Below are 26024 nucleotides of genomic sequence, written 5' to 3'. Positions count from 1 at the left end.
ATGGAAACTATGAAGGAAACAACTGTTGCTGTAATAATTGAAAAACATACGTATGAATTTAAGAAAACACTAGAAAACTGGCAACTAGCACTAAGAAAATCAGAAGTTCAAGTCAACGAAGAAAAGGATTTGGCTTTACTAAAAGTTGCTCATCCACTATTGATGGAAACAAGCATCCACTGGGAAGAAGATGCGGTGACGTTCACCTATGAATTACCAAAAGAACGCATTACCTTTAACGAATTAAAAGCTGGAACAAAAGAAGATAAACTTCGTGCCATGGCAAATATGGCCGCAGTTGAACAACTATTAGACTTACCTCTTACCTTCTTTATCCATCCTGAAAATTTGCTGTTTGATTATAACTTACAGCCAAAAATCGCTTATCGCGGACTAGACGGAAAAATGCCGCCGAAAGTGACAAATAACGACTTACTACTAAGACAATACAAAAGCTTGATCATCGCCTTATTCGAGAAAAAAGATGACTTTACTAAACTCTATGAAGGCCAATTAGAAATCAAAAAAGGCTCTGAATTTATCCAAACGATTCTGAAACAAGAAAGCTTTGAAGATATCAGACAATACTTGGTTCAAATGTACGATCAAACCGTAGAACATGCGGCAAAAACAATCAAAAAAGTCAGCAAAACGAAATTCCAAGTGATGAAACAATTATCGATTTGGATGACAGTCTTATCTGCTATTTTAGTGGTTCCACTCGTTTATTTACTGTTTTTCCGTTTACCATTCTTAGATCGGATGCAAAATACGGACACAGCTTTCTTGAAAAATGACTATGAAGCCGTGATCACAACGTTAGAACCAGTAAAAACAGCAAGTATTCCTTTCACACAAAAATATGAATTAGCCTTTAGTTTCATTCAAGGTGAAGCATTGCAAGAGCAACAGAAAAAAGTCATTTTAAACAACGTAACGTTACGTTCTGATGAAAATTACCTAGATTACTGGATCGAAAACGGTCGTGGAAATCTTGATGAAGCGCTAGATGTAGCGAAAAACTTAGAAGATTCTGATTTGATTTTATATGGAATCACACAAAAAATCGAACAAGTTAGAAAAGACACGAAAATGACTGGTACTGAAAAAGAAGAAACGATCGGCAAATTAGAAGCGGACTACAAAAAATACAAAGAAAAACGTGACGAAAGTGTGAATGCTGCAGCAGAAGCGGAACAAACACAAGGATCGACTGCTCAGGAGGGAAATTAGATGACCCAGACACAAGCCATCATCTACCTTCAAGGCTATCGCTATCAACTAATCCTTGATGCAGAAAAGACGCAACGAATCGGATCGGATAATCAAGCCTCTCTTCACTTGCCATCATCGACAGAGGCTGACGAATTGACGATTGAAAAGCAAGACGAGTGGGTAATCACACACCAAGGTCAAGAACATGTTTTATCCCTTGGCTCTCCCCTCACTCTTTCATTATCAGATGATCAACAAGCAACAGTTATTTTAACACCTGTGACCAAGCTACATGTGTTTGATCTATTAGATAAGAAAGAAATTATTTTAAGTACGGATAAAGGCGCAACCCTTGAATTACCGAATGATCATTTAGCTGAGCCTCTTTCTGCTATTTTGAAAAAACAAGATGATCAATGGTTGTTGACAGTCCTTTCTGGTGAGTTGATGATCAATAATCAGCTATTTACCAGCACAGAGTATTTACTTGGTAAAGGAGACGAACTGTCTTTCTTGCACCACACATTGAAGGTCTTTACGCATGAAATCCATGCGACAGAAGGCACGATCATCAAATCTGATTTATGCGAAATCTATACGTCTCGTTATGACGTATATGAAGATTACCCAGATTTCCACCGTTCACCACGAATCATTTACCGTGAACCAGAAGAAAAAATGATGATTAATGCCCCAAGTGAACCAAATAGTAAACAACAAGACCAACTAATCAAAACGATTTTACCACCAATCGTGATGCTGATGGTGACAGTTGCAATGGCCTTTTTCAGACCGAACGGGTTATTCGTATTAGCCAGTGCGGCAACGACCTTGATCACGATTATTTTCTCGATCACGAATTACTTTAAAGGGAAAAAAGAGCACAAACAAAGCTTGATCGACCGTGAAGTCAGCTATAAAAAATATTTAGTCGATAAATCGGTGGAATTGCACCAATTAAATCAAGAACAAAAACAAGGGCAGCTGTATCATTATCCAACCGTTTCAGAATTGTTGGAAATGACGAAAACTTATAGCCCAAGAATTTATGAAAAAACACCGTTACACTTTGACTTTCTGTTCTACCGTTTAGGATTGGGAACGCTTGGTTCATCAAGTGAAATTACCTATTCCAACAAAGAACGTGGCAAAGAAACGGATGATTTAGAAAAAAGTGGGTATGAGCTTTATACGAAAAGTTTAGAGCTAGAGGATATGCCGATTGTTGCCAACTTAGTCAATGGACCTGTTGGGTATATTGGGCCTAGAAACTTAGTGTTGGAACAGCTTCATTTATTGGTGAATCAATTATCTGTCTTCCATAGTTACCATGATCTACAGTTTATCTCGATTTTCCCAGAAGCAGAAAAAGACCTATGGGAATGGATGCGTTGGTTGCCTCATGCAACAATGCAAGATGTGAATGTGCGCGGGTTTGTCTATAACCAACGGAGTCGTGATCAAGTATTGAATAGTTTGAATCAAATCTTGAAAAACCGTAAAAATTCTATGGAAGAAAACCGCAATAGCCGTGATAGTACGATCTTCTCCCCTCATTATGTGGTGATGATCACTGATGAGAAGCTGATTTTAGATCATGTGATCATGGAATTCTTCAATGAAGATTCGAGTGAATTGGGTTGTAGCGTGATTTTCGTGGAAGATGTTATGAGTAGTTTATCGGATAATATCAAAACCGTTATCGATATCCGTGACCGTAATACTGGGGTGCTCTTGTTGGAAGAAGGGAAATTGAAAAATACGCCGTTCCAATTGGATCACTTCCCTACTGCGTTTAATAAAGAACAATTGCCACGTTTGTTGGCACCATTGAATCACTTACAGAACTTGAAATCAAGTATTCCTGAAGCCGTGACCTTCTTAGAAATGTACGGCATCGAAAAATTCGAGGAATTTAATGTCACCCAACGTTGGGCAGAACATTCTCCTCATAAAACCTTAGCTGTACCACTTGGTTTACGTGGAAAAGACGATATCGTGTACTTGAACTTACACGAAAAAGCCCACGGACCGCATGGATTGGTCGCTGGGACAACGGGTTCTGGTAAATCTGAGATTGTGCAGAGTTATATTTTGAGTTTAGCCGTGAATTTCCACCCGTATGATGTGGCTTTCCTACTGATTGACTACAAAGGTGGAGGAATGGCGAACTTGTTCCGTAACCTACCCCACTTATTAGGAAGTATTACCAACCTAGATGGCGCTCAAAGTATGCGTGCCTTAATCTCGATCAATGCCGAGCTAAAACGCCGTCAGCGCCTTTTCTCGGAGAATAACGTGAATCATATCAATCAGTATCAAAAATTATATAAAAATGGCGATGTTGAAGAGCCTATGCCTCACCTCTTCTTAATTTCAGATGAGTTCGCCGAATTGAAATCTGAACAACCTGAGTTTATGAAGGAACTTGTTTCCACGGCTCGTATTGGGCGTTCATTGGGAATTCACTTGATTCTTGCGACGCAAAAACCAAGTGGTGTGGTCAACGACCAAATCTGGAGTAACTCGAAATTTAAATTAGCGTTGAAAGTGGCGGATAAAGCCGATTCGATGGAAATGTTGAAAACGCCAGATGCGGCGGAAATCACGCAAGCTGGGCGTGCGTACTTGCAAGTGGGGAATAATGAGATTTATGAATTGTTCCAAAGTGCGTGGAGTGGTGCCGATTATCAGCCTGAGAAAGATGACCAACAGATTGAAGATCATACGATTTACTTGGTTAACGACCTTGGTCAGTATGAAATTTTAAGTGAAGATTTAAGTGGCTTGGAAAATGCGGATGATGTGAAACAGATTCCGACAGAACTCGATGCCATTATTGATGGAATTCATGAAGTGGCAGAACGTGAAAATATCACCCCACTACCGAGACCTTGGTTACCGCCGTTGGAAGAACGAATTGCTTCTTCTACGCTGCATCCAGTCGACTTTAGAGAAGAATGGTTGACAGAGAAACAGCCGCTTGAACCAGTTCTTGGTGTGGTGGATGTGCCGAGTATGCAGGCACAAAATACCTTGCGTTTGAATATGACGCAAGAAGGGCATATGACTGTGTTTAGTAGTCCTGGATATGGTAAGAGTACGTTTATGCAGACGGTTGTGATGGATTTAGCGCGTGTGCATAATCCTGAGCGGTTAAATGTTTACTTGCTTGATTTTGGGACGAATGGTTTACTGCCGTTGAAGAAATTACCGCATGTGGCGGATACGATGAGTATTGATGAAGAAGAGAAAATCGAGAAATTTGCGAGACGGATCAATGATGAATTGAAACGTCGTAAGAAGTTGTTGAGTGAGTTTTCTGTGGCTAGTTTGGATATGTATGAACGAGCTAGTGGGAAAGAAGAACCGATTATCCTTATTCTGTTAGATGGTTTTGAAGGAATGAAGGATACAAAATTCAACGATATCCTTGAAAAGGTCATTACACAAGTGGCGCGTGAAGGTGCTGGTGTTGGACTTCATCTACTTCTTTCTGCAGGTAGACAAAACTCTATCAGAGCAACACTTTCAAGTAATATCAAAACACAAATTGTTTTGAAAATGATTGATGATAGTGAGCCTAGAGCCATCGTTGGACGGACAACATTGACCATCGATGACCTACCTGGTCGCGGATTGATCAAGTTGGAAGAACCAGAATTGTTCCAAGCAGCATTACCAGCCGATGGTGAAGATACATTACAAATTATCGAAGCGATTCAAGAGGAAGTTAGCCAAATGGATGAACATTGGACTGGCGCTAGACCTGAACCAATCCCGATGGTGCCTGATATCCTTGATTTTGAAAGCTTCAAGCGGAAAAAATCAGTTCAATATGCTATGAATAATCAACTAATCCCTCTAGGCGTTGATTATGAAGAGGTTGAAGCTGTCCCAATTGACCTAGCTAAAATGAAGCACCTTGTAGCTTTCAGTGATCGTGAAGAAGTTCTAACGTTATTGCAAAAACAAATGATCTCTACTGTTAGTCAAATGGATAATGTAAAATTATTAGCCATTGATACAGAAGGTGCATTAAATCAATATCAAGAACGTATTTCAACTTATGTTTCTGGAGAACAAGTTGGACAATTTTCAGAAATGTTACTTGCTGAAATCGAGCGTAGACAAGAAAATGGCAATACGGATGCATGGGTTGTCGTAATTGATAATATGGCGAATTTCGTGAAAGAGTCAGGAATTAAAGACGATGAATTTATTGCTATTTACGAACGTGCACCAAAAGTTGGTATCCATTTAGTGATGTACTCTTACTTGAATTTCTTAAGTGGTTACGAAGCAATTCCAAAATATATCAAAACAAATACAAAACAAGCAATTTTAGGATTACGAAAAGCAGATCAAACATTGTTTGAGAAACCATACCAAGCAAATGAACCTTTGCTTGAAGTGGATGAAGCTTATTTCTATACCAATAATGTCTACTACAAAATGAAATGTTGCAGATAACATCAAGTAGAAGAGTGAATATTTATTTCGCTCTTCTACATAAAATTCTAACTTTAGAGGAGAGAAAAAACATGGAAAAAAAATTATACCCATTAGGAACAATTATTTATTTAAAAGAAGGAACTCAAAAGATCATGGTTGTAGGGCGTGGTGTAGTTTATCAAGATGAAGAAACACAATCTGAGGTCTTTGTAGATTATATGGGCTGTTCATATCCTGAGGGAATCGATCCAAACCAAACTATATTTTTCAATGAAGAAAATATTGATCAAGTTGTTCATGAAGGCTTCTCCGATGAAGAAGAACAGCGATTTGTAAAAGTCTATGAAGAATGGGAAAGTGACATAACTATTCCTAAGAAAAAAATTAATTAGCTAAAAAGAAAGGTGAACAGTAATGAATTATAAAGAACGTATTTCTGCTCTAGAATCTTTTAAAGCAAGTATTTCTGGTGGAGCAATTGAAGATTCAGCAGCTTCATTTACTACAGAAATTCCTGGTTGGGTTGGCGGGGAAACTGCTAAAAACGGCTACGATGGCTATGTAAATAAAGTTAAAGCTGACACTGCAAAAATCACAGGAAAGCGTGATTCCTTCACCAGTAAAATTGACGAAAGAATCAGCTTTATTCAAGCTAAATTTAACGAAGAATATAACTTAAACAGCTGGTACTTCAAAATGAAACATGAATCCGACCCAATAAAAGATAAGCAAAAGAAAAGGCAGCAATTAAATATATTATCTATTGATGACAGTGTAAAGGCTAAGATCAGACAAGATTTTCTATAGAAATTTTGGTGAGGAGGAATAAAAATTGACTGTAATAAAGATACAAAAAGATAGTTTGAAAGTCGCAGCTGAAAAAGCTCACAAAAAATCTACAGAATATAAAGAAAAAGTAATTCGTGCGGAGTTGTCTTTTACTGAAATGGGTGAGGTCTTGTTAGGAAGCGGATACGATGAATTGTTAACACAAGTATCGAAAAAAATTGATGCGCAAAAAAAATTAGTTGTCGAATGTGAAATTCTATCTGAAAAAATACATCATTACAATAACACTATGACAGATTCTGAATCATCTGTTTCGTTTCCTAGTTAAAGAAAGGTGAAGATAAATGGCAGATAAAATACAATATGATCCAACCAAACATGCTGAATTAAAAAATATAATGATTGAGATACAAACAAACTTTGATGAGTTAACAGCAGCATATAAAAATGTTAAAAGTGTTGTGAGTTCCGATTTTAAAGGGGAAGCTTCGACAGCTTTGCAGTCCGCTTTAGAACAAAAAATTAGTCAATTAACAAAAGAAAAAGAGGATTGGTCTATTGTAATTGACAATGCTGGACAAGTAGGAAAAGCTTTTGTCGAAAGTGATAGAAATGCTAAGAGAGTAATGCAAGGTCAAGAACCTTATAGTCAAGGTAAAGGTGGAAAAATCTATTAAGAGGGGGTATTATTAAATATGGGTGCAGGAAGTTATACCATTCCAATGAGTGAGTATTATAGCAAATCAAAGAGTCTAAAAGATAGTGTTACAGAAGTTACGGAAAGTGTTCAATCTAACTTTTTTCAAAAAATATCTGATAATATTAGTGAATTAGATAGTCAAGATCAAAGTTTCTTAGAAGGTTGTAGTGCATATACTTCTGCTAAAAAACTTTATACCAAGCTAACAGAAACACATATGAAAAACTTAAATAATATGTCTAGTTTTAATGGTCAGAATCCGTTATATGCGATTGAAAATAATGACAAAGAGTTTGCTTCACAGTTTAATGCGATAGCTAATGGGACGAATAGCGCAGAAGTTACTAACCGATTGAATAGTTTAAATCAAACTATTACAAATAAGTATTCAGCAATACAATTTGATAAATTTTATGATTCTATTTCAGAAATGGCAAAAGGGGTATTAGATTCAAATGAATATAGTCGATTAATGGCTATTTTAAAATTGAATCCCAAAAAAGCAATGGAAAGCCTAGCTAATTCACCAGATTTTCTAAAACTGCTAGAAAAAAGCCCCAAATTTAGAAACGCTTTTGCTGGTTTCTTAGCAAGTGCCGCGATGTTTATAGAAGCTAATCCTGCTAGTAAAACAGCTGTAGAAGTTTTTACAAAGGCAGGTGGCTTTCTTAAAAAAGTGGACGGTTGGATATCCCCAGCATTAAAAAGAGATTTATTAAGTTATGCTTCTAAATTAAAGGAACCTTTAAGCAAACTGGGTAAAGTTTTACCTGGTCCATGGGGTATGTTGGGAATAGAAATCGGGCTAAAAGGAGCACGAAACTTCTTTAGTGACAAAAGTGAAACGAAAGGAAAGATCGGACAATCTATTACAGATGCCGGTGTAGATGCTATATTTAATGTTGGTCCTATTGATGGCTTTTTATTAGGGGCGACAACAGGAAATGTGGGAGTTGCTGTAATTGGAGGTATCGCAGGTGGAGTAAATCAAATAACCAAATTTTTCTGGCCAGAGGAGCATGCCAATATAAAAAATTCTGTAAAAAAAGGAGCTCGAGTAGTAGGGAAAGTCATAGATGACGGCATTGATGCTGTTGGAAACGGCATAAAATCCGCTTGGAGTGGCATAAAAAATTGGTTTAATGTTCCTAAGGTTAATTCTGCCCAAGTTGCTAATAGTTGGTTTTCATAAAAAATAAATTTGGAGCTATAAGGATGAAAAAAATAATAACAGAAGACTATATTAATAATTATAATACTCAAAAATCAAAATATTTTTTTACAACATTTTTAAGCCTATCTTTTATAGGTATTGGATTACCTCTTATTGTCATAGCAGCAATGAGGGATGCTTATCCTCATCTAAATGCTATTAGTTGGATAACAAATATTCAAGTGCTCTTAATAGGAATAGAAGTTTCGTTTTTACTTTTAATCGCTATTTCATATTTTTTAAAAGAAAGAAAAAAGATTATTTCCCTATTAGTATTTGAAACTACACAATGGATATTTATTCTAGTGATTTCGTCAATAGTATATTTTCTTATAGTTTTATTTCTAGATAATAATTTTTCAAAAACTATGTTGTCAATTCTTTATATATTCGGGTTATTAAAAGTTCTTTTTGATATGAAGAAGAAAACTTCTAGACAATCACAAAGTGAAGGACTAATGAATGCTACAGAAAAATTTGGTGGAATTGCATTTCTTTTAATAATTGTAATCAGATGGATTTCAAGCTTCTTATTCCCAAATAATGAAAATTTCTCACTCATAGCTATTTTATCACCACTATTCATAGTTGCTGCACTAGTTTTCTATACAGAATATCAATTAGAGCGAATAGTACATTTAAAAAAAATTATTCGTGATCAAGAAAAATTTAGAAATGAAAGTAATTTATCTATCAGTAATTGGTATGGTAAAAAATCTAAAGAGTCTAAAGAAATTGAAAGCAACAACTAAGCTTCTTTGTTAGTAGGGTGTGGAAAAAATGGATATAGAGTCCATTAAAAAGAATTACTTAAAAAAATATGATAAAGAAGATTCTAAATTTTTACTAACTTCAATGATTGGATTGTTAATAATTTGTACATTGCTCCCTTTCATCGCAACACTTTTCATAAAAGATGTATATCCTCAAATTAATTGGATGGATCAGTTGCAATTTTTGATAATAATTATTGCAGCCCTATTTTGCTCAGGAGTCATTACAGCAATAGCTTTAAAAAAATCAAAAAAAGTTTTATCCCTTTTAATTTTTGAAATTAGTCAATCACTTATTTTAAACATTTTCATTTTCTATTTATCTTGGCACTTAAAGATATATGGATTCAGATGATTTCAATTTTAATTTTTATATTTGGTGTCGGAAAAGTATACAAAGATATTAAAAATAAAAAGGATCGGCAAAAACAAGCTTCGGGGATAATGTCAGTAACGGAAAAATATGGAAGTATTCTATTTTTAATTGTCATCATTACAAGATGGATTATTGGCTTTCTTAGTGGTCAGGATAAAAAAGTATCTATCATAGGAACATTGTTTCCACTGCTTATAGTTATTCTAGAAGTATTTTTAGTAGAATATTCTTTTGGAAGAGTTTCAACTTTAGTCAAATTATTTAAAAACCAAGAATATTACCGAAAAGAAATGGGTATGTCCACTAAAGAATGGTATGGTATAAATTCTAAAGAATACAAAGAAGAATTACAAAACTAAATGGAATGGTTTATAGAGTTAGCATTATCATTATTTGTAAGCTAACTTAAAATAAAAAAGATTTCTCATAAGGTTATTGAGGAATCTTCTTTTATTTTAAACCTTTCTTTGTCTATTGCTATGAGCTAAAAGAAAACAAAAATCTCTTTATTTATGAACACATAAGGGTTTAAAACATTTCACAATTTATTTTAATTTCTAAATATTTTTTTTGCAAGCGGTTGTTAAATCAGCTTTTTGCTTTAGCAAGATCAACTTATATAGTTCTTTATTACTCATATCATTTATATCTAATTCCGAAAGAAGAAGCCTCCTCTCCTTCTCTAAATTTACTTTATCAAATCCACTCTTTTTATTGTCTTCCAAAATATTTCTATGTAGTTAATTAAATGAGGCTTATTTCCTCAAAACATCTAAAACCATATTTTCAGAAGCCTGACTAAGCTCAATATTTTCACTAAAAAGAGTCTCTACTGTTGTACCTAATGAAGATGCAATCGCGTAAAGAGTCGTACTTAGAGGAATTGTTTCTCCTTTTTCAATCTTTAAAAGGTTCTGTATTTCCTGTTGTCGGAACAGGATTAGGAGTAGCTATCGGCTTAGGTATTGGCGGAGCAAACCAAATGGTTCAATTCTTCTGGCCAAATATGTACTCTGATTTAAAGAAAACTGTAAATGGAGGAATAGATAAATTGGCTGATGGTGCACAGAAAATCACTGATAAAACGGGTAAATGGCTAAATGATACCGGAAAATCTATAGGTAAGAATGTTAACAACATGAAAAATAATATATCTAACGCATGGAATGGTGTGTGTAAATCATTTGCTTGGTAGCAGAGGGATGGGGTTATTGCATTGAAAAAAGAAATTCAATTTGAACAAATAGAGAATATTGTTCCAGAAAAAATGGCTGAAGAATGTTATACCAAAAGCGAGAGCTTATCTTTCGGAAAAAGATTGATTGCTTCAATTTTTTTTGCAGGCTCCTTACAAGGAATCTATTGGTTCGGATATTTTTTAGTTGCTGATTCAAAATTTTTAGATAAAAATAATGAATATCAATTTGTAACATCTGTGTGGTGGATAGTCTTATTATTTTGTTTATACTTTTCTTTTAACATGCTTGTCTTAGGTGGTATGTATAGAAAAAGAAAAAATATACTGTTAGCTTATAAATCTAATATCTGGCTTGTAGAACTTGCTGTAGTATTTTATTTGTTCATATTAATTGATTTACAGCTTCTCATAGAGAATCGATATTTAAGACTAGTTAATTTAATAGTGGTTTCAGTATGCTTTTTATATAGCATTTTTAAATCGATTAAAAAATCAAAAAACATTACAAAAAAAAATCAAGACTTGGATCGATTTACTAAATTTACAACTGAAAATCAAAAATTAATAAAAGCAATACTGGGGGTTCTCTTTATCACTTCAATGATTTTTAATATTTTTTCAAACAATACTCCTAATCAAAATTTAGAAGGAAAGGTATTGGTTTCTCTTATACCTGCTTTGCCTATCCTCTTTGGTTTTTTTAGCATCTATGCCTTTCCGTGGTTATTTACATCCGTTACACGGTTATTTTTATTAAATAAGTTTTCTGAGAACTTTAGAAGAAAATTCAATGTAAACAAAAAATTATGGTATGGTTCTAAGTCTAAAGAATATAAAGAGGAACAAACTCAAGAATAGTATCTATCATTTTAGATGCTATCTAATCTAAAAAATCAGACGATCTTGTAGAATCATCTTCCCTAGATATTTAGAAAAATAAAAGTTGCTTTAACAGAAGCAGAGGAAAAATCAAAAACTAACGATCAAAAATTGAAAGAAAATATCTCTAATCGCTCCGATGAAGTGAAACAGCTTAAGAATATAATAAGCCAATATAAAAGCCAAATCCAAAGTGCTTCTTCTCTTACTTCACCCGGTCTTAATTCTAGCTTAAAAGCAATAGGTAAGGCTGGGAACATTGATAAAATTCCTGGTGTCAATGAAGGACGTCACAAACGATTAGAACACGAAGTCAAAATGAACAAATTATTATCCCCAGAACAAATAGAAGAAAAAATCAGAGAATTATATCGCAATTTATCAGATGAACAAATTAAAGTTTTGCGTGAATACTATACCTTTAAAAATATGAAATCATGGCCTCTAATAAACCGACCACCGTCTACAATGGGAAGAGATGCTGTGTTATTATATGAGAATGGACAGTATATAATTAAGTACGTAAACAACGCTACTTTAGATTTCTTTAATGTCAAAGGTTCTATGAAAGGCGCTTTATTGAAACCGGGATTGAATTCAAATGTTGATTTGAATGGAGAAAGTAAAAATTCAGTAAAATCAGGACTTGGGGCAAGTGGGTCTATGAAAGCAAGTGCTGTTAGCGGAACCTTAGATGAAGTTGACTGGTCAATAGGAAATGCCGAACTTAAAGGCTCTGTCAATAAGGATGGCGCTGAAGTATCTCTCGGCGGAAATATGGCAGAGATAGGTATGCAAGTTACTTTTTGGGAAGATGATCAGTCTAGATATGTGGGTAAACTTGACATCTCCATAATATCTGCCAAAATTAAAGCCAATTTAGCTTCAGATGGAATAGAGATAGGTACTCTTGGTCTAATTGGTATCGGTGTTTCTGGGAAAAAAGTTGACCTAATAGATTTAGATACTGATCTTTAATTTGAAGGGAAGAATGGTGTCATGCATTTTTTTAAAAAAAGAATAGGTTCTATACTTATATTAATTATCACTTGTGTATTTTTTGTTGGTTGTAAAAATACTACTAATACCGTTATTTCAAATAGCGCAAGCGAAGAAACAATTACTAAGGAGCAAGAAGATTATCTAAAAAACGGCTATCAAATTGGAGATTACAAACTCCTATTAACAAAAAATCAGAAAAAAAATGAGAAACAAACTTTCATTGATAACAACTTTTTTGAAGCAAATTTCCAAAAAATACAAGACAATATAGATTTATCTAAAAAAATAAATATTATATTATACGGATTGCATTATTCTCCTGAAGAAGAACGCTACACCTTAGGAACATTTCTAATAAATACGACAAATACGACTATCAAAAAATTAAGTTTTACCCTTACTCCTTCATTCAAAAATATTGGAGATGTAGAACCTATAAAATCTAATTTTGAGGGTGATGATTTGGTTGAACTACCACCTAAAAGTCTTTTTACATTAGCTATCTCTGGAGATGCTCCTTTAAAATCAGCAGATTTATTAATGGAAAATAAAGGTCCAGATATCACTTTTAAAATAACAGATTTAGAAATAAATGGAGAGAAGGTGGACAACACCAATGAACATTAAATGGGCAAAGTACCTACAGGAAACACCTGAATATGACGTAATGACCATTGACAAAAATTACATTGCAGCTTGGAAAGAATTTCTAGAACAGAATAAAGAAAAATTTCCTGTCAATGACTTAGTAATCATTACTGGAAATATGACCATTAAAAATGAAAATATGGTATTAGAGTATGCTCTACTCAATCAAACTGAGAAACCAGTCAAAGAAATTGAATTTGGCGTTACATTATCTTTATTTGGAAAAGAATACTTCAAAGGTGCTTTAAGAACTAATAAAAATTGCTATGAAGAACTTCCACCAAATGATGTGCGATTAGATTTAATCGATTTCGGAAACGATCGATACGATAATCAAGAATTAACAAACGATAACTACCAATTAGTCATTCACTATTGTAACGAAATAGACTATGATATAGATGAATTATCTGAAAAGGAGCTACAAGATAGTGCAAAGTAAACATCCCGGAGATAAGCTAGATACTATAGCTAATATTCTTCTTTTTGTCCAAGTAATAATGACAATATTTAATGTTATTTTTGGATTTTGGGCAGGTAGTCAATACTATTTATACGGACTACTCTTAAGTGGTATGCTTATTCGTGCGGTTATTCAAACTATCGTAATGTTTTGGTTAGTAAATAAAGAAAAGAAATTTCCAAAAAACTCAACTGCTTGGTGGATATTTGTTTGCTGTTTAGCTTCAGGTTTTACTAATATTTTTTCTAGTTATAGTTCGTTTACTTGGGGAAATTTAGAATTAATACTAATTATATGTGGCATTGTTTTTCTATTTCGTCACTACTCTTATATAAAAGCTGTTCGGATAGAATACGAAGAAAAAAAGAACAAACAACAGGAAGAATAACTCTTACCAATTAGAAAACCTGAAATTATCGAATAGAAAATTTCAATTTATTCAAGAGATAGGTAATCTAACATAAACTTTTCTGTTAAATCAGAACGGAGAGAATATTGAAAAATAAAAAAGTTTTTATTATTATTTTAATTAGCGTTTCCCTTGTTGCTATCATTGGAGGATGGCTATTCGTATCTTCCAATAAGAAAACATATAACTCTTTTCCAGACATTTTTAAAACAATGGATGTTTCCACAAAAAATGAAAAATCCAATATTGAAACATTGAAAAGATTTGCTGAAAAAAATGAGTATATTTTCCAAGAAGGTAAAGATAAGAATGTTTCTAAAATTTCTATTATTTCAAAGGACTATATTCAAAATTTAATATACTCTCCTGAAGAAAATGAATTATCGTTTATTAAAATGAATAGCAATGATTTAACGATGCCTGAAGAAAAGAAGATTAAAAACATAGCAGAAGAAGATTCATTTGATAAGGTTATGAATGAACTTGGTGAACCAGACAAAATGAGACAAAATGGAGATGGACTAATTGTATTGCGATGGGATGATACATCAGAAAAAGGGTATCTATCTTTATCTATAGAATTAGAAGATAATAAGGTGACTAAAATAACAAAAGTAGAAATATAGAATAAAAAATTGTGCAAATATCAGAAATGCGATATTTGCACAATTTTTTACTTCAACCGAATTATCTCAGATATATCACTAATATCCAAAGCATCGGCTATCCTCTCGATATGCGGTAAATAAATCTTTTCTCTTTTATTATTTGCTAATTTGTTAACAATTGAAGGCTCAATATCAGATAAACGTGCAAGCTCTCTTAATGATATACCTCTATCTTTAACCAATTGTTTCAAACAAATTTCTACTTTTCTTTCCATAAAATTTCCTCCACCCTTTTGTTGCTCATACGAACATCATATAGTATAATAAAAAAAGAAGTGGTGCTCTTATAAGCATCGCCGTGAAAAAGGAGGAACATTATGGAAATTAAAAAGCTAGAGACAAAAAATAATCAACCTATTAAAATGGTAAGTCATCAGGAAATATACTCTCTGCATGACATGTTGGAACAACTTAATTCATGGCAAGCTGCACTAAAGTTATTGAATGATTTTTTCAGTGACAAAAAACGCCCCGTGAACAAGAAGAAAATCGCTAGTGACTATTATGCCTGTTCTAAAATTTTTTCAGCTTTTCAATCTGATTTTTTACAGACTATTCCCAAAATGGAAAATCAAATTGAAGAACTACGCCGAAAAGAAAAAATTTAATTACTTTTTACCTTTCAGAGTCAGAAGTTACTTTTTCAAGTAATCTTTGACTTTTTCTCTTGAATGAAAATATTGGTTCACTCTTTATGTTAAAATTAACTTTATTAGTAACATTGTTCTGCCCCAAAATTCTTAAACTAAAATTGGATAATGAATATGAGGTAATATCATAATGAAAAAGAAGAAAATAAATAGTTATATCGAAACTTATAATTCTCAAAATACCAAGTATTTCCTTACAACTTTTTTAAGCTTATCTTTTCTCTGTATAGGAATTCCTCTTATTTTTATATCAGCAATGAAAGATACCTATCCACATTTTCAATCCCTTATGTGGTTACAAATTTGGCAGTACATTTTGATTGGTATAGAAATAGTATTCTTTCTTTTAATTTTTATCTCTTACAATTTAAAAGAAAAGAAGAAAATATTTTCCTTAATACTTTTTGATTTTACACAATGAATCTTGCTTTTGGTTTTATTATCAGGTATGTACTTTGGTATAGTTTTATTTATTAATGACTATTTCTCTAAAGTTCTGTTAATTCTTCCCTACCTATTAGGGGTTTTAAAAGTTACTTTTGATATTAAGAAAAAATTTTCTCGACAAGAACAAGCGAAAAATTTGGGGCGATTATATTTTTTCTAATAGTCATAATTAGATGGGTGTCGAATTTTATTTTTCTAAATAATGGAAATTTCTCACTCATAGCAATTTTATCACCGCTATTTATAGTTGTTGCACTGGTTTTCTATACAGGATATCAATTAGAACGAATGGTAGATTTAAAAAAATCCTTCGTAATCAAGAAAAATTTAGAAATGAAAGTAATTTTTCTATCCGTACTTCGTATGGTAAAAAATCCAGAGAATACAAAAAAACTAGAAACAATAATTAGTAACTTAGCTTATATATCCCATAAGTAATAGCCTTAATAACATGAAATTAATTGATCAAATACTTGAAATGATTTACATAAATCATTTGCTTGATAAAACATTAATGAGGGAGAATCTCATATGACTACAAAAAAAATAGAATTTAATGCTATAGAAGAAATAATAACCAAAAATTTTGCTTTAGAATGTTGTGAAATGAGTGAAAAATTCAGTTTTTTCAGAAGATTTCTTGTAGGAGGATTTTTCTCTACATTACTATTAATGTTAGGGTTTTTCTCTCAATACGCCATTACACATTTTCACTCTGCCACTATTACCTTAGATTCTACTAATGAGTACCAATATTTTGTTACTCCCATGTCAATAGTTTTTATACTTTCTAGTATACTTTTTTTCACTTTGGTTTTTGGTGGTACCTTTTATAGAAAAAGACTTAATATAAAATTATCTCTGTTCAGTGCAAAGTGGCTAATGGCAATAACTATATTTTTGTATGCTTTATCCTTTATTGTTAGTCAACTTCTTATCAGTATCAAAATTTTACGTTACTTTTATTCTATATTGTTCATTATAAGTATTTTTCTAATCATTTTTAAAACAAAAAAAAATATTAATGAACTGCTGTATGGAGAAAAGAAAGAAGACGATTTTATATCAAAAAATTGGAAAAAAATTCGCGAGTTAATCGGGATTCTTTTTTCAGTAACTATGATATACAGCGTACTTTTTCAAAATAATAGTACTTTGAAACAAAACTTCTATTTAATTCTACTATGGTTTTTTCCGATACTTATTATTGTAGCTGGATTTTTTTGGACGAGTATCTATAAATCTTATGTAAAGCTATTCTACCTAAACTATTTTTCAGAAGACTTCAGAAAAAAATTTGGTGTAGATAATGGAATATGGTATGGCTCTAAATCTAAGGAATACAAAAAAGAACAAAGAAAAAATAGCAATCCTTTTCTAAACACCTAAACTAAAACAACACAATCAAAAGGAGCAAAATGAACTCAAATCACACACATAAAAAACACACACAATTTACCAAAATAAACTTTTTAAAAACAATCCTACTCCTCACTACAATCTTTCTATTCACACTATCCACCCCACAAACCAGCTCAGCCGAAAGTTTCTTCGTCGACGATCAAGCTGGTTTATTAAGCGAGGAAACAAAACAAGCGATCATCCAAGCAAACGAATCAGATTTCAAACAACTACCTGGCAGCCCGCAATTCGTCCTAAAAACGATAAAAAAATTACCCAAAAACGAAACGATTGAAACCTACGCAAATGAAACCTTCCAAACGTTAGGTATCGGTGATAAAGACCTAAACAACGGCTTTCTATTTGTCATTGCCGTCTCTGACCGAAAATATCGTTTAGAAGTTGGGTATGGTGTAGAAGACGTGATCACAGATAGCATGAAACGTGCCATTGTGCCTACAAGCGTGGAACAATTGTTTCGTGAGGAAAAGTATGATCAAGGTTTGACTATCATCAGCCACAATATCATAACGATCGTCAATGAACGTTATGGCAATTACGAAGCAGCGAAAAAGGAAATTCAAGATATAGAACAGGCAAGTAATTCTTATGACGATTCTGAATATCACTATGTAGAACCGAAAAAGAATTTTTCAAACTATATTGGGAGCGCTTTTGCTTTTATCATGGATCATTTTGTCCTATCAACGTTGGTTGCTTTGAGTCTATTTATCGGCTTTCTTTTCTTAAGGAGTTTCTTAGAAGAACGGCTTTTAAAAAAGCCCCTGTTTGATTCGATCCAAGAATTACAAGTACGTTGGCTAGGTAAAGTAGCTGTGAGAGAAAAAGCGATTATGCTTTATGTCAAAGAAACACCTATTAGGATATTGATTCTAGCCAATTTTGATAACTATAAACCTTTACAACACTATTTAACTAAGATTTTATTTACAAGCGATGTCATTGATTACACAACACAACTTGGTAAATATCGTATGCATCACCTTACTGCAGCCAACAAGCTAACGTATTGCACCATGTGTTTAGAAATCAGTGAGCGGTACTATGAAGCGTATTCTCAGAGTTTAGGTGATTTCCTAACAGAACCACAGAACATCACTCAGGCTAATGAACAACTACAAACAAGACTGAAAAAATCAGATAGTGACTACTTAGAAATTTTACAAAAAATCGTTCAAGCCAGAGTTGCTTTCATGCAAACGAGAAAGATTGTGCAAGTCTTTGTAAAAAAACATGTATCAAAATCATTTTACACAAAACAAAAAGAAAAATTACTGGTTTTACTTGTTTCCTATCATCTGTTAAAAGGTCAAGATACCAGTAAGGAAGATTTTTTAATAGAAGCAGGTAATTTTGAAAATGAATTGCCTAAAGCTTTTAAAAAGGGTGAGAAGGATTTTAAAAAAATCGAGTCTGACTATTATCAAAAAGCGATCACGGATCTTGATAAATGCTTATTTCTTGGTGCCATACCTGGCATGAATTTATCAAGTTATCAAACGTTACAATATTTTAGTACCTCAAGTTATCGAAGTAGTGATTCTGGCGGATCTTCCGGGGGTGGCGGTGGTTCATCAGGCGGAGGCGGCTTTTCTGGAGGCTGGTAAATAGAAAAGAGCGATAGCCAAGTCTTAAGATATGGCTATCGCTCTTTTTATTCTACTCACAAATCATACTCCCGCTCATGCTTCAACAACCACTTCTTGCGCTCAACTCCGCCACCATAGCCACCTAAACTACCATCCGTCTGTATCACTCGATGACACGGAATAATGATCGCCAATTGATTCGCGCCATTCGCATTGCCAACCGCACGCATTCCATTCGGACTTCCGATTACAGTAGCCAATTCTTTATAAGAAGACGTTTCACCACGCATGATGTCCGTCAAAGCCTGCCACACACTTTTCTGAAAGTCAGAACCTAGACAAATATAAGGTGTCTGAAATTCATCCAGTTTCTTCTCGAAATACAAATCCAATTCCTCTTTTATTTGCTCATTGATTTTCGTTTTTCCAGGAACGATTGAAGCATTCATTCGATTTCGCAACCGCTCTATTTCTCTTTCCAACCCACGGCGATCGACAAATTCCAGCAAATATAAATATTCGTCATCTGCAATACTCATCATCGGTCCAAGAATCGTATCGATCCAATCAGCAGATAATACCTTGATGTCTTTTGATTGTTTCGGATTTCTGCCCATGATTTTTGAAAAAGCATCATAAAATCCGCTAGAAGAATCATACCCCACATCTAACTGGGTATCGATCCGTTTTTCACCATTTTTGATTGATTTCAACGCCATTCCCATCCTTCTTGAACGTGCATATTGAACAAATGTCATGCCATAGACTTTTTTAAATTGTCTTCTGGCTGTCATTGAGTGAATGCCCAACTCCGCGAAATCTTGGTCTTTCCAACGCTTTTCTGGGTTTTCTTCCACTAGTTCCACCATTTGCTGAACCAAAGGCGGAATTTCTCTTGGAAAAGATAACGGTTTGCATCGTTTACATGGTCTATAACCAGATAAAAGGGCTTCTTCTGCTGTTTCGTAAAAAGTACAATTTTCGTACTTCGGTTTTCTTGCAGGACATGTTGCGTGGCAAAAAATGCCTGTTGATTTGATGCCGACAAAAAAGATACCGTCATAGGTAGAATCTTTCGCCAATAGTGCTTGATAGTAATGTTTTTGTTCTTTTTCGCTGATCATTGGACATTCTCCTTCCTATTTTATTCTGAACAATTCAATAAGATCTTGTTCCTCATATTGAGCCAAATCTGCTAGTAACGATGTATAAAATGCATCTAAATCAGTATTTTCACTTTCATTATAAATCATATAGATCGAAGGACCAAAGCTGATTCTTGAAATTCCTGTATTTAGATATTCTGCAATTGAATCTTCTTTGATATCTAGCATAATATTGATCGGTAACGCTGTTTCAGCTACTATTTTCTTGATATGTTCTTTATTTTTTAAACCTGGTATAAAAATACCATCGATTCCTGTTTTTTCATAGGCTTTGATTCGAGTGATTGTTTGGGTTAATACATCTTCATTTTGGTTGTTTTCAGCAATATCTCCGATAAAATAAGTATCTGTTCTCACATTGATAAATAGCTCTTTTTTCATGGAGCGGAGTTTTTGTTTGATACTATGCAGTCTCTCGTTTTGTTCATCGATGGAATAAAGTGTTTCTGAGTTTGGTTGTTTATCTTCAATATTGATCCCGACGCCCCCGGTGTTTATGAGTGATTCAATGTTACTCACCAAATCTGTTCTATTTTCGGCATAACCTGATTCGATATCTACGGTGATATAATTAGTTTCCGGGTTCATTTGTTTGATATAATCTACTATTTCAGCAAAAGGCATATTTTCACCATCTTGATAGCCATAATGATTTGACATTGCATAACTACCAGTTGGGGCCAAGGCAATATTTTTCTTTGTCAATTCGTTGGCACTTGCTACATCCCAAATATTTAGTAAAACGAGTGGTTTGTCTTTTCTGTGTGCATTTTTGAATTGTGTTGGTTTATTTTCGTTCATCAATCCTCAATCCCTTCATTTGGTCTCTTTAGTGTACTGCTGATTCCTAGAAAGTTCTTTCGAAAAATGAACATCAATTTTTATTTTTTATGTATGAAAAAATGACAGAATCTTTGGTAACAAAAAAACACCCGCTCTTCGGGGAAAGAGCGGGAAAAGGAGTTAAAAAATGAAAAAAGTGTTTTGTTAGGGTTGTTTGTTTGGTATGAATATATAATAACCCGAATTTGTGACTATTTTGTGTGAAAAGGTTGGTTTATTTAGCATGATAGTTTAGTCAAAGTTAGACTTTTTAGTTGTTTTATGGATTTTTTTCATTATTTCTTCAAAATTCTCCATATTTTTTTCTATGCATTAACGTAAAGCCTATACTTCCAGCTATTAGTACAATCCCTAAGAAAATATGGTTTTGAATTTGCTCCCCTGTTTTTGGAAGTTTATTTTTTGGGGGTCCACTAGCCCCAACATTTTTATCTTTTGTGTAAGATGAACTCGTTACTATATTGCGGTCATTTGGATCTGCGATTGTTTCACTAGACCCAGTATGACCGCTAGTTGGTTCTTTTGTTGATTCACTTGTTTGTTCTTTTGGCTTACTAGATTCTGGATCTTTTTCTGTACTATTAGCAGTATACGTATTCGTGATCGTGAATGTCGCATCATCAACCTTACTTGTATAATTCACCGGAATATCTACTTCTTTGATCGTATAAACATATTTTTGGTCGCTTTGAGGTCGATACTCTGGCAGTCCATCTACTAAGAATGTCCATTCATCAGTCTGATTCGAACTTACTTTAAGCGGCTTTCCGTAGGTTTTTCCATCTTGAAAAACCTGAATTTTAATTGATTGAGGTCGTTGACTCTTTTTCGTCTGATCCTCTTTCCAGATTTTTTTCCCTTCAATCTTGGTATAGGTTGGTAAATCTAAGACTAAACCTAAGTCCCAATCACTATTGATCCCCTTTTTCACTTCGATGATATCTGTTTTTCCATTACGATTGAATTTTGAAACTTGTTTTTCCGTTGCTTGCCCTTTGATTGTTGTCGCATAATCAGTAGGAATTTCGGCATGAATCACATAGTTTCCTGGTACGATTTTTGAACCAGTGAAGAAATATTTTCCATTTGTGCCTGTTTTAACCGTTTTTACAAATGTTTCTTGTCTCGTATTCTCTACTCGATAAAGAGAAACCGTGACATTACTCGCGGGCGCTTCACCAGCCGTTTGCCGACCGTCTCGATCGCTGTCATACCAGATATATCCATCGATTGTTGTTGGTTCTATATACCCTCCATCGATATTCAACGGTTTTTCTTCTGTTGCCAGATCAACAACCGCTTCTCCGTATTGTTCGTCTCCATCTATTTCTAAAAAGTCATTATTGATCGTTTTTTCAGATCCTGTTTGATATGACGTTAAATTGAAGGTTGAATTTACGCGCTTGATTATTACGTGATATTTTTTATTGTATAACTGGTTAAACGCATAAGAGCCATCTGCTTTTGTTTTTGTCGTGGCAACTAAGTCGTTATTCCAATCATAGAGCGCAACTTCAGCATCAGGAATTCTCGCTTCTGACTCTTCTCTTAATCCATTAGCATTTTCATCTAACCAAAGAATTCCTGCTATTTGTTTGGTTGGTTCTTCTTGCGCAACATAGGCACCAGATTTCACTGGTTCACCGACTTCTAAAGTTGGCTTCGTTGCACCATCCACGTAGCTTCCCCCTACAGCAAAACTATTCCAAAGAGTGGAAAGTTCACTAGCTGTTTCTGGAACATGGTAGGAAAGGTGGAAAGAAACCGACTGCTTAGCGTCTAATCCATCTTTCTTGATAATTTTGATTGCCGAAGCTGATGGATCCAGTGGTGTTTGACCATCCCAAATTTGCCAGGTTGATTGGTCATTTGTTAGGTTCTTTAATTCTGTTAGATTATTTTCAGCATTTGTATTTGTGGAATAATATAATTCATAGTTTTCACTCAATAACGAACCATCCGCTAATGAAATGGATTTTAGTTGTCCTCCAATCGTAGAATGACGTCCATCGCCTGAAATAGTCATCGTATCGTTATTGCTAGGAAGATTATCAATAACATGTAATTCATTAATTTTAATATCACCATTATTTGGAACTGTAATGCGATAAGTAACATCATTGCCTACACCTTGGTTTAATAGATTAATCACACGAGAGAAATCAACACCGTTGCTCGAAATTTCCTTTTTACTATCTAAACCGACGGAACGATTGAAGTTAACAGGAAGATTCTGCGACCGTGCTGCTGAAAAACTTCCCGCCCCAGGAACTGCCGTCCAAGCTACACCATCGTCATAATTTTGCTTTGGATCTCCTGATACTAAATAATTACTGAATTTCTCTACACCTTTGACTCTCTCAGAGCCATTTGCCGTAATCCTTATCGCATGATTATTGTTCCACCCTTCATTATTAAGCCAATTGTTATTGTAACGTATCGTCACTAATTGCAATGAATTTCCGATCTGTTTGATCTCAATTTGGGCATTGGGATCATTTTGGGGATTTACCAGCTCAACATTTTCAATATTGATGCTCGTTGGAACTGTGATAAAAAGAATAGCGTCTTTTAAAGCTCCGGAGCCATAGACATTATTGACACCGATTTGGTAAATAAAAGTATCCCCGATATCATTGACACTTGGAGAAAAAGGAGCGCCCCATTCATAATAACCAGGAAATGCACCTTCGCCTGTTAAAAGCGTTGTTGCCGTTTGGGTATTGTTTTTATTGTCTTGATTCGCTTCATAACCACCTTGAACAAAAGGTTCATATGAGCTATCTGGTGCGTTAGCATGCTTGCGGTCACCGTAAATATACAATGTATTCGTCAAGCCATCTGCTAATGACAAAGTAGCGTCCTTCACACCTTCCATCGTTTTACCAATTGCCGAAATCGAGACTTTTCCAGCATCTTTAGGTAGCTTATTTGATCCTTGATAAGTAAATTTATACTTCACAGTAGTGATATAATCACCAGATGATAGGCCTAAACTTGATACTTGGATCGTATTAGCCGGACTTGCTGCTCCCATCGAATGCCAATTGTTATCGTTTTTCGTTTGGTAGAATAACTCTGTGCTGACTAATCCTGTAATTGCTGGATTTTTACTTTTTTGCGCTGACCAAGAAAAACTTTGGTAGCGGAATCCTTCAAAAAAGTCCAGCTCATCAGTGCTTCGGATCGGATCATCCACTAAGTAAACATCCCGCATATCCAGTTTTGGTGAGAATGAGAGTGTGTAGGCTAAGGTTTGATCTTTTTCTTTAAGCACTTTATTAGGAGCGATTTTGGTAAAAAATTTGATTCCAGGGTAACCACTTAAATCTCCAACTGCTGGAACTGTTTCAGGTAAAAGAACTTCCTCATTTACAAGTGTTCCGTCTAGCCTTTTACCAGTCAAGCGTGCTTTAATTTCATGAATTTTAGGTTTTCCAGTTGTAGAATATGGGTATTCATAGGTTAACTCAACTGTGGTCTCGGCATTTTCAACATTGATATCACCGACTGGAATATCGACACTGTAAATACCGTTTTTAGGCCCTTCAACAGGATAATTCGTTCCTTTATACGTTACACTATATAATTCGATTTCAGCAGGAAATTCAATACGCAAGTTGCCATTTTTGATATTTACACCGCCGATTTCTGATTCTGGAACAATTTTTATTTTTGATGTATGAATTTCGATTGGTTCTGCATCTGGATCTTTTTCAGCAATCAAATGACTAACTGGTTCTTTGATTTTCGGATGAATGCCATCAAGTGCTTTTTCTTTCCCATTTGCATTACTTGCCGTGACATTAATTCGTCCAGTTAAGGTTGTTGCAGGGAGACTGATTCCTTTTTTAAATCGCAACCCAAATGGAACAGCAAGCATCTTGCCGACTGGCAGTTCTTTTAAATAGTTAATTGTTATTCTTTTATCTAGTCCCACTTGTTCTGTAGTTATCTGATAGTTATTGCTTTCTGGTAATGAAATAATCTCTATAGTATCAGGTAATGTAACAGCAATTTTTGTGTGTTTTATTTGCTCTTGTGAATCACCGATACTCCCGCTATTGACACGGACTGTCATATCAAAATATTCTCCAGCCAGTGGATTAGGATTAGAATACACTTCTGAAACGGAAAGGTTCGCTACCAGCAGGTTACTATTTTGGACACTTTTTGATTCAATCGCTGCTGGCGGCGTTTCTTGTTTATCTGGTTTTAATTCAGGGATTTTTATTAAATCTGGATTCTCAGTAGGAATTGTTAATGATAAAGCTAGTTTTGAGACCTCATCATTTCCTTCATAAATTAAATTGATTGAATTAAAATCAAGACTATTTTTCTGAGAATCTATATTTGGCTTTTCAATTACTACATCGATTTCTTCAAGGTACTCAGTTGCTTCACTGGATAATCGCGAGCTACTTATTTCCCATTGACCCGTTTGCGGTAGATTATGTACTGATATTTCAGGATTTTTACTAGATAGTGTTCCATTAAAATCACTGCCCATATCAATAATATACTGGTATTCAGAACGTTCATTAGTGGAAATGTTTCCCCTGATACGTAATCGTCCTTTCCAATACTCTTGTGTAAACGTTTCGCTCAAATGATCTGTCTCTACTCCATCAGCGGATACCCAAATCATGTTAAGCTGATGATTTGTTTCAGTATTGAGAATCGGTATTTGACTATCCTCATTTTCCACTTCTTTATCACTTTCAGCGACTACCTCCTGCTGATGTTCATTTTCCAACAAGTTTTGAGTATTTTCATTAGATAGGCCAATTTCTTCTGCAGCTATAGCGACTCCATAAGCATTTATCGGACCTAAGAAAATAGGCATTGTTAAACATACAAGCATAAATAAATTAATTATTTTTTTCCTCATTATTTCGCTCCTTTTTTAAAATCATGTTTTGTTCATAATATCACAAGCGGTAATTCCAAAGAGTGTTTTTCATTTCTTTTTGTCATTCAACCTATACAATAATATCATTTTTTACATAAAATTACAAATACATACTCATATGTATAAAAAATTCTTATTTAAACGAATATTACTTCCTTCTAAATCAAAATTATATATAATAAATCTATCCAAATAAAACTCTTTTGT

At 34.1% G+C, this 26024-nt stretch carries 25 protein-coding genes; 21 read left to right on the top strand and 4 right to left on the bottom strand.

Features of this window, described 5'->3' with window-relative positions; translation table 11 throughout:
- The 17 genes from essB (at position 1) to BCR21_RS14080 (ending at position 14746) form a co-directional block, all read left to right on the top strand.
- On the top strand, positions 1 to 1233 hold the full coding sequence (gene essB / locus BCR21_RS14160) for a type VII secretion protein EssB (protein WP_167351792.1): 1233 nt from the start codon (positions 1 to 3) through the stop codon (positions 1231 to 1233).
- The gene (essC, locus tag BCR21_RS14155) at positions 1234 to 5688 is read left to right on the top strand and encodes a type VII secretion protein EssC (protein ID WP_069647107.1); all 4455 of its coding nucleotides are present in this window, start codon (positions 1234 to 1236) and stop codon (positions 5686 to 5688) included.
- Positions 5689 to 5759: 71 nt separating this feature from the next.
- Entirely contained in the window at positions 5760 to 6062 is a 303-nt protein-coding gene (locus tag BCR21_RS14150) for a DUF4176 domain-containing protein (RefSeq protein WP_069647106.1), read from the top strand.
- Between the two features lie 22 nt (positions 6063 to 6084).
- The gene (locus BCR21_RS14145) at positions 6085 to 6477 is read left to right on the top strand and encodes a hypothetical protein (protein ID WP_069647105.1); all 393 of its coding nucleotides are present in this window, start codon (positions 6085 to 6087) and stop codon (positions 6475 to 6477) included.
- Between the two features lie 25 nt (positions 6478 to 6502).
- Complete coding sequence (locus BCR21_RS14140; RefSeq protein WP_069647104.1) at positions 6503 to 6787, top strand: hypothetical protein; 285 nt, start codon at positions 6503 to 6505, stop codon at positions 6785 to 6787.
- Between the two features lie 16 nt (positions 6788 to 6803).
- A complete protein-coding gene (locus tag BCR21_RS14135) occupies positions 6804 to 7136 on the top strand; it encodes a hypothetical protein (protein ID WP_069647103.1) in 333 nt (110 codons plus the stop codon).
- A gap of 18 nt (positions 7137 to 7154) precedes the next feature.
- The gene (locus BCR21_RS14130; RefSeq protein WP_069647102.1) at positions 7155 to 8351 is read left to right on the top strand and encodes a hypothetical protein; all 1197 of its coding nucleotides are present in this window, start codon (positions 7155 to 7157) and stop codon (positions 8349 to 8351) included.
- Positions 8352 to 8374: 23 nt separating this feature from the next.
- Complete coding sequence (locus BCR21_RS14125) at positions 8375 to 9124, top strand: hypothetical protein (protein WP_069647101.1); 750 nt, start codon at positions 8375 to 8377, stop codon at positions 9122 to 9124.
- Positions 9125 to 9152: 28 nt separating this feature from the next.
- Positions 9153 to 9500 carry a hypothetical protein gene (locus BCR21_RS14120; protein WP_069647100.1) on the top strand — a complete coding sequence of 116 codons (348 nt, stop codon included), beginning with the start codon at positions 9153 to 9155 and terminating at the stop codon, positions 9498 to 9500.
- On the top strand, positions 9497 to 9880 hold the full coding sequence (locus tag BCR21_RS14115) for a hypothetical protein (RefSeq protein ID WP_069647099.1): 384 nt from the start codon (positions 9497 to 9499) through the stop codon (positions 9878 to 9880). The genes BCR21_RS14120 and BCR21_RS14115 overlap by 4 nt, the downstream gene beginning before the upstream one ends.
- A 485-nt stretch (positions 9881 to 10365) precedes the next feature.
- Positions 10366 to 10716, top strand: a complete 351-nt coding sequence (locus BCR21_RS14110) for a hypothetical protein (RefSeq protein WP_139125664.1) — start codon at positions 10366 to 10368, stop codon at positions 10714 to 10716.
- A gap of 21 nt (positions 10717 to 10737) precedes the next feature.
- Positions 10738 to 11577 (top strand): hypothetical protein, encoded by an 840-nt coding sequence (locus BCR21_RS14105; RefSeq protein WP_069647097.1) that lies wholly within the window; start codon positions 10738 to 10740, stop codon positions 11575 to 11577.
- A gap of 132 nt (positions 11578 to 11709) precedes the next feature.
- The gene (locus BCR21_RS14100; protein ID WP_069647096.1) at positions 11710 to 12576 is read left to right on the top strand and encodes a hypothetical protein; all 867 of its coding nucleotides are present in this window, start codon (positions 11710 to 11712) and stop codon (positions 12574 to 12576) included.
- A 21-nt stretch (positions 12577 to 12597) separates the two neighbouring features.
- The gene (locus BCR21_RS14095) at positions 12598 to 13227 is read left to right on the top strand and encodes a hypothetical protein (RefSeq protein ID WP_069647095.1); all 630 of its coding nucleotides are present in this window, start codon (positions 12598 to 12600) and stop codon (positions 13225 to 13227) included.
- Positions 13217 to 13690, top strand: coding sequence for a hypothetical protein (locus BCR21_RS14090; protein WP_069647094.1), 474 nt, complete (start codon positions 13217 to 13219; stop codon positions 13688 to 13690). The genes BCR21_RS14095 and BCR21_RS14090 overlap by 11 nt, the downstream gene beginning before the upstream one ends.
- On the top strand, positions 13680 to 14099 hold the full coding sequence (locus BCR21_RS14085; protein WP_069647093.1) for a hypothetical protein: 420 nt from the start codon (positions 13680 to 13682) through the stop codon (positions 14097 to 14099). Before BCR21_RS14090 ends, BCR21_RS14085 begins: the two co-directional genes overlap by 11 nt.
- Positions 14100 to 14206: 107 nt before the next feature.
- Entirely contained in the window at positions 14207 to 14746 is a 540-nt protein-coding gene (locus BCR21_RS14080) for a hypothetical protein (protein ID WP_069647092.1), read from the top strand.
- Between the two features lie 47 nt (positions 14747 to 14793).
- Here BCR21_RS14080 and BCR21_RS14075 read toward each other — a convergent pair whose 3' ends face one another.
- The gene (locus BCR21_RS14075; RefSeq protein ID WP_069647091.1) at positions 14794 to 15003 is read right to left on the bottom strand and encodes a helix-turn-helix domain-containing protein; all 210 of its coding nucleotides are present in this window, start codon (positions 15001 to 15003) and stop codon (positions 14794 to 14796) included.
- Positions 15004 to 15105: 102 nt separating this feature from the next.
- Here BCR21_RS14075 and BCR21_RS14070 point away from each other — a divergent pair, with 102 nt between their 5' ends.
- From BCR21_RS14070 to BCR21_RS14055, 4 genes are all read left to right on the top strand, one after another.
- Positions 15106 to 15396, top strand: coding sequence for a hypothetical protein (locus BCR21_RS14070; protein ID WP_084013329.1), 291 nt, complete (start codon positions 15106 to 15108; stop codon positions 15394 to 15396).
- 172 nt (positions 15397 to 15568) lie between these two features.
- A complete protein-coding gene (locus tag BCR21_RS14065; protein WP_069647089.1) occupies positions 15569 to 15859 on the top strand; it encodes a hypothetical protein in 291 nt (96 codons plus the stop codon).
- Positions 15860 to 16416: 557 nt separating this feature from the next.
- On the top strand, positions 16417 to 17274 hold the full coding sequence (locus BCR21_RS14060) for a hypothetical protein (protein ID WP_069647088.1): 858 nt from the start codon (positions 16417 to 16419) through the stop codon (positions 17272 to 17274).
- A 29-nt stretch (positions 17275 to 17303) separates the two neighbouring features.
- Entirely contained in the window at positions 17304 to 18914 is a 1611-nt protein-coding gene (locus tag BCR21_RS14055; protein ID WP_069647087.1) for a TPM domain-containing protein, read from the top strand.
- 56 nt (positions 18915 to 18970) lie between these two features.
- Here BCR21_RS14055 and BCR21_RS14050 read toward each other — a convergent pair whose 3' ends face one another.
- From BCR21_RS14050 to BCR21_RS14040, 3 genes are all read right to left on the bottom strand, one after another.
- Positions 18971 to 20020, bottom strand: a complete 1050-nt coding sequence (locus tag BCR21_RS14050; protein WP_069647086.1) for a bifunctional transcriptional activator/DNA repair enzyme AdaA — start codon at positions 20018 to 20020, stop codon at positions 18971 to 18973.
- A gap of 15 nt (positions 20021 to 20035) precedes the next feature.
- Entirely contained in the window at positions 20036 to 20863 is an 828-nt protein-coding gene (locus tag BCR21_RS14045) for an isocitrate lyase/PEP mutase family protein (RefSeq protein WP_069647085.1), read from the bottom strand.
- 325 nt (positions 20864 to 21188) lie between these two features.
- A complete protein-coding gene (locus BCR21_RS14040; RefSeq protein WP_069647084.1) occupies positions 21189 to 25796 on the bottom strand; it encodes an SdrD B-like domain-containing protein in 4608 nt (1535 codons plus the stop codon).
- Positions 25797 to 26024: the final 228 nt, after the last annotated feature.

This window comes from Enterococcus ureasiticus, from assembly GCF_001730285.1.
In the GTDB taxonomy this organism is placed as follows: Bacteria; Bacillota; Bacilli; order Lactobacillales; family Enterococcaceae; genus Enterococcus_L; species Enterococcus_L ureasiticus.
This window is presented reverse-complemented; position numbering and strand designations above follow the sequence as displayed.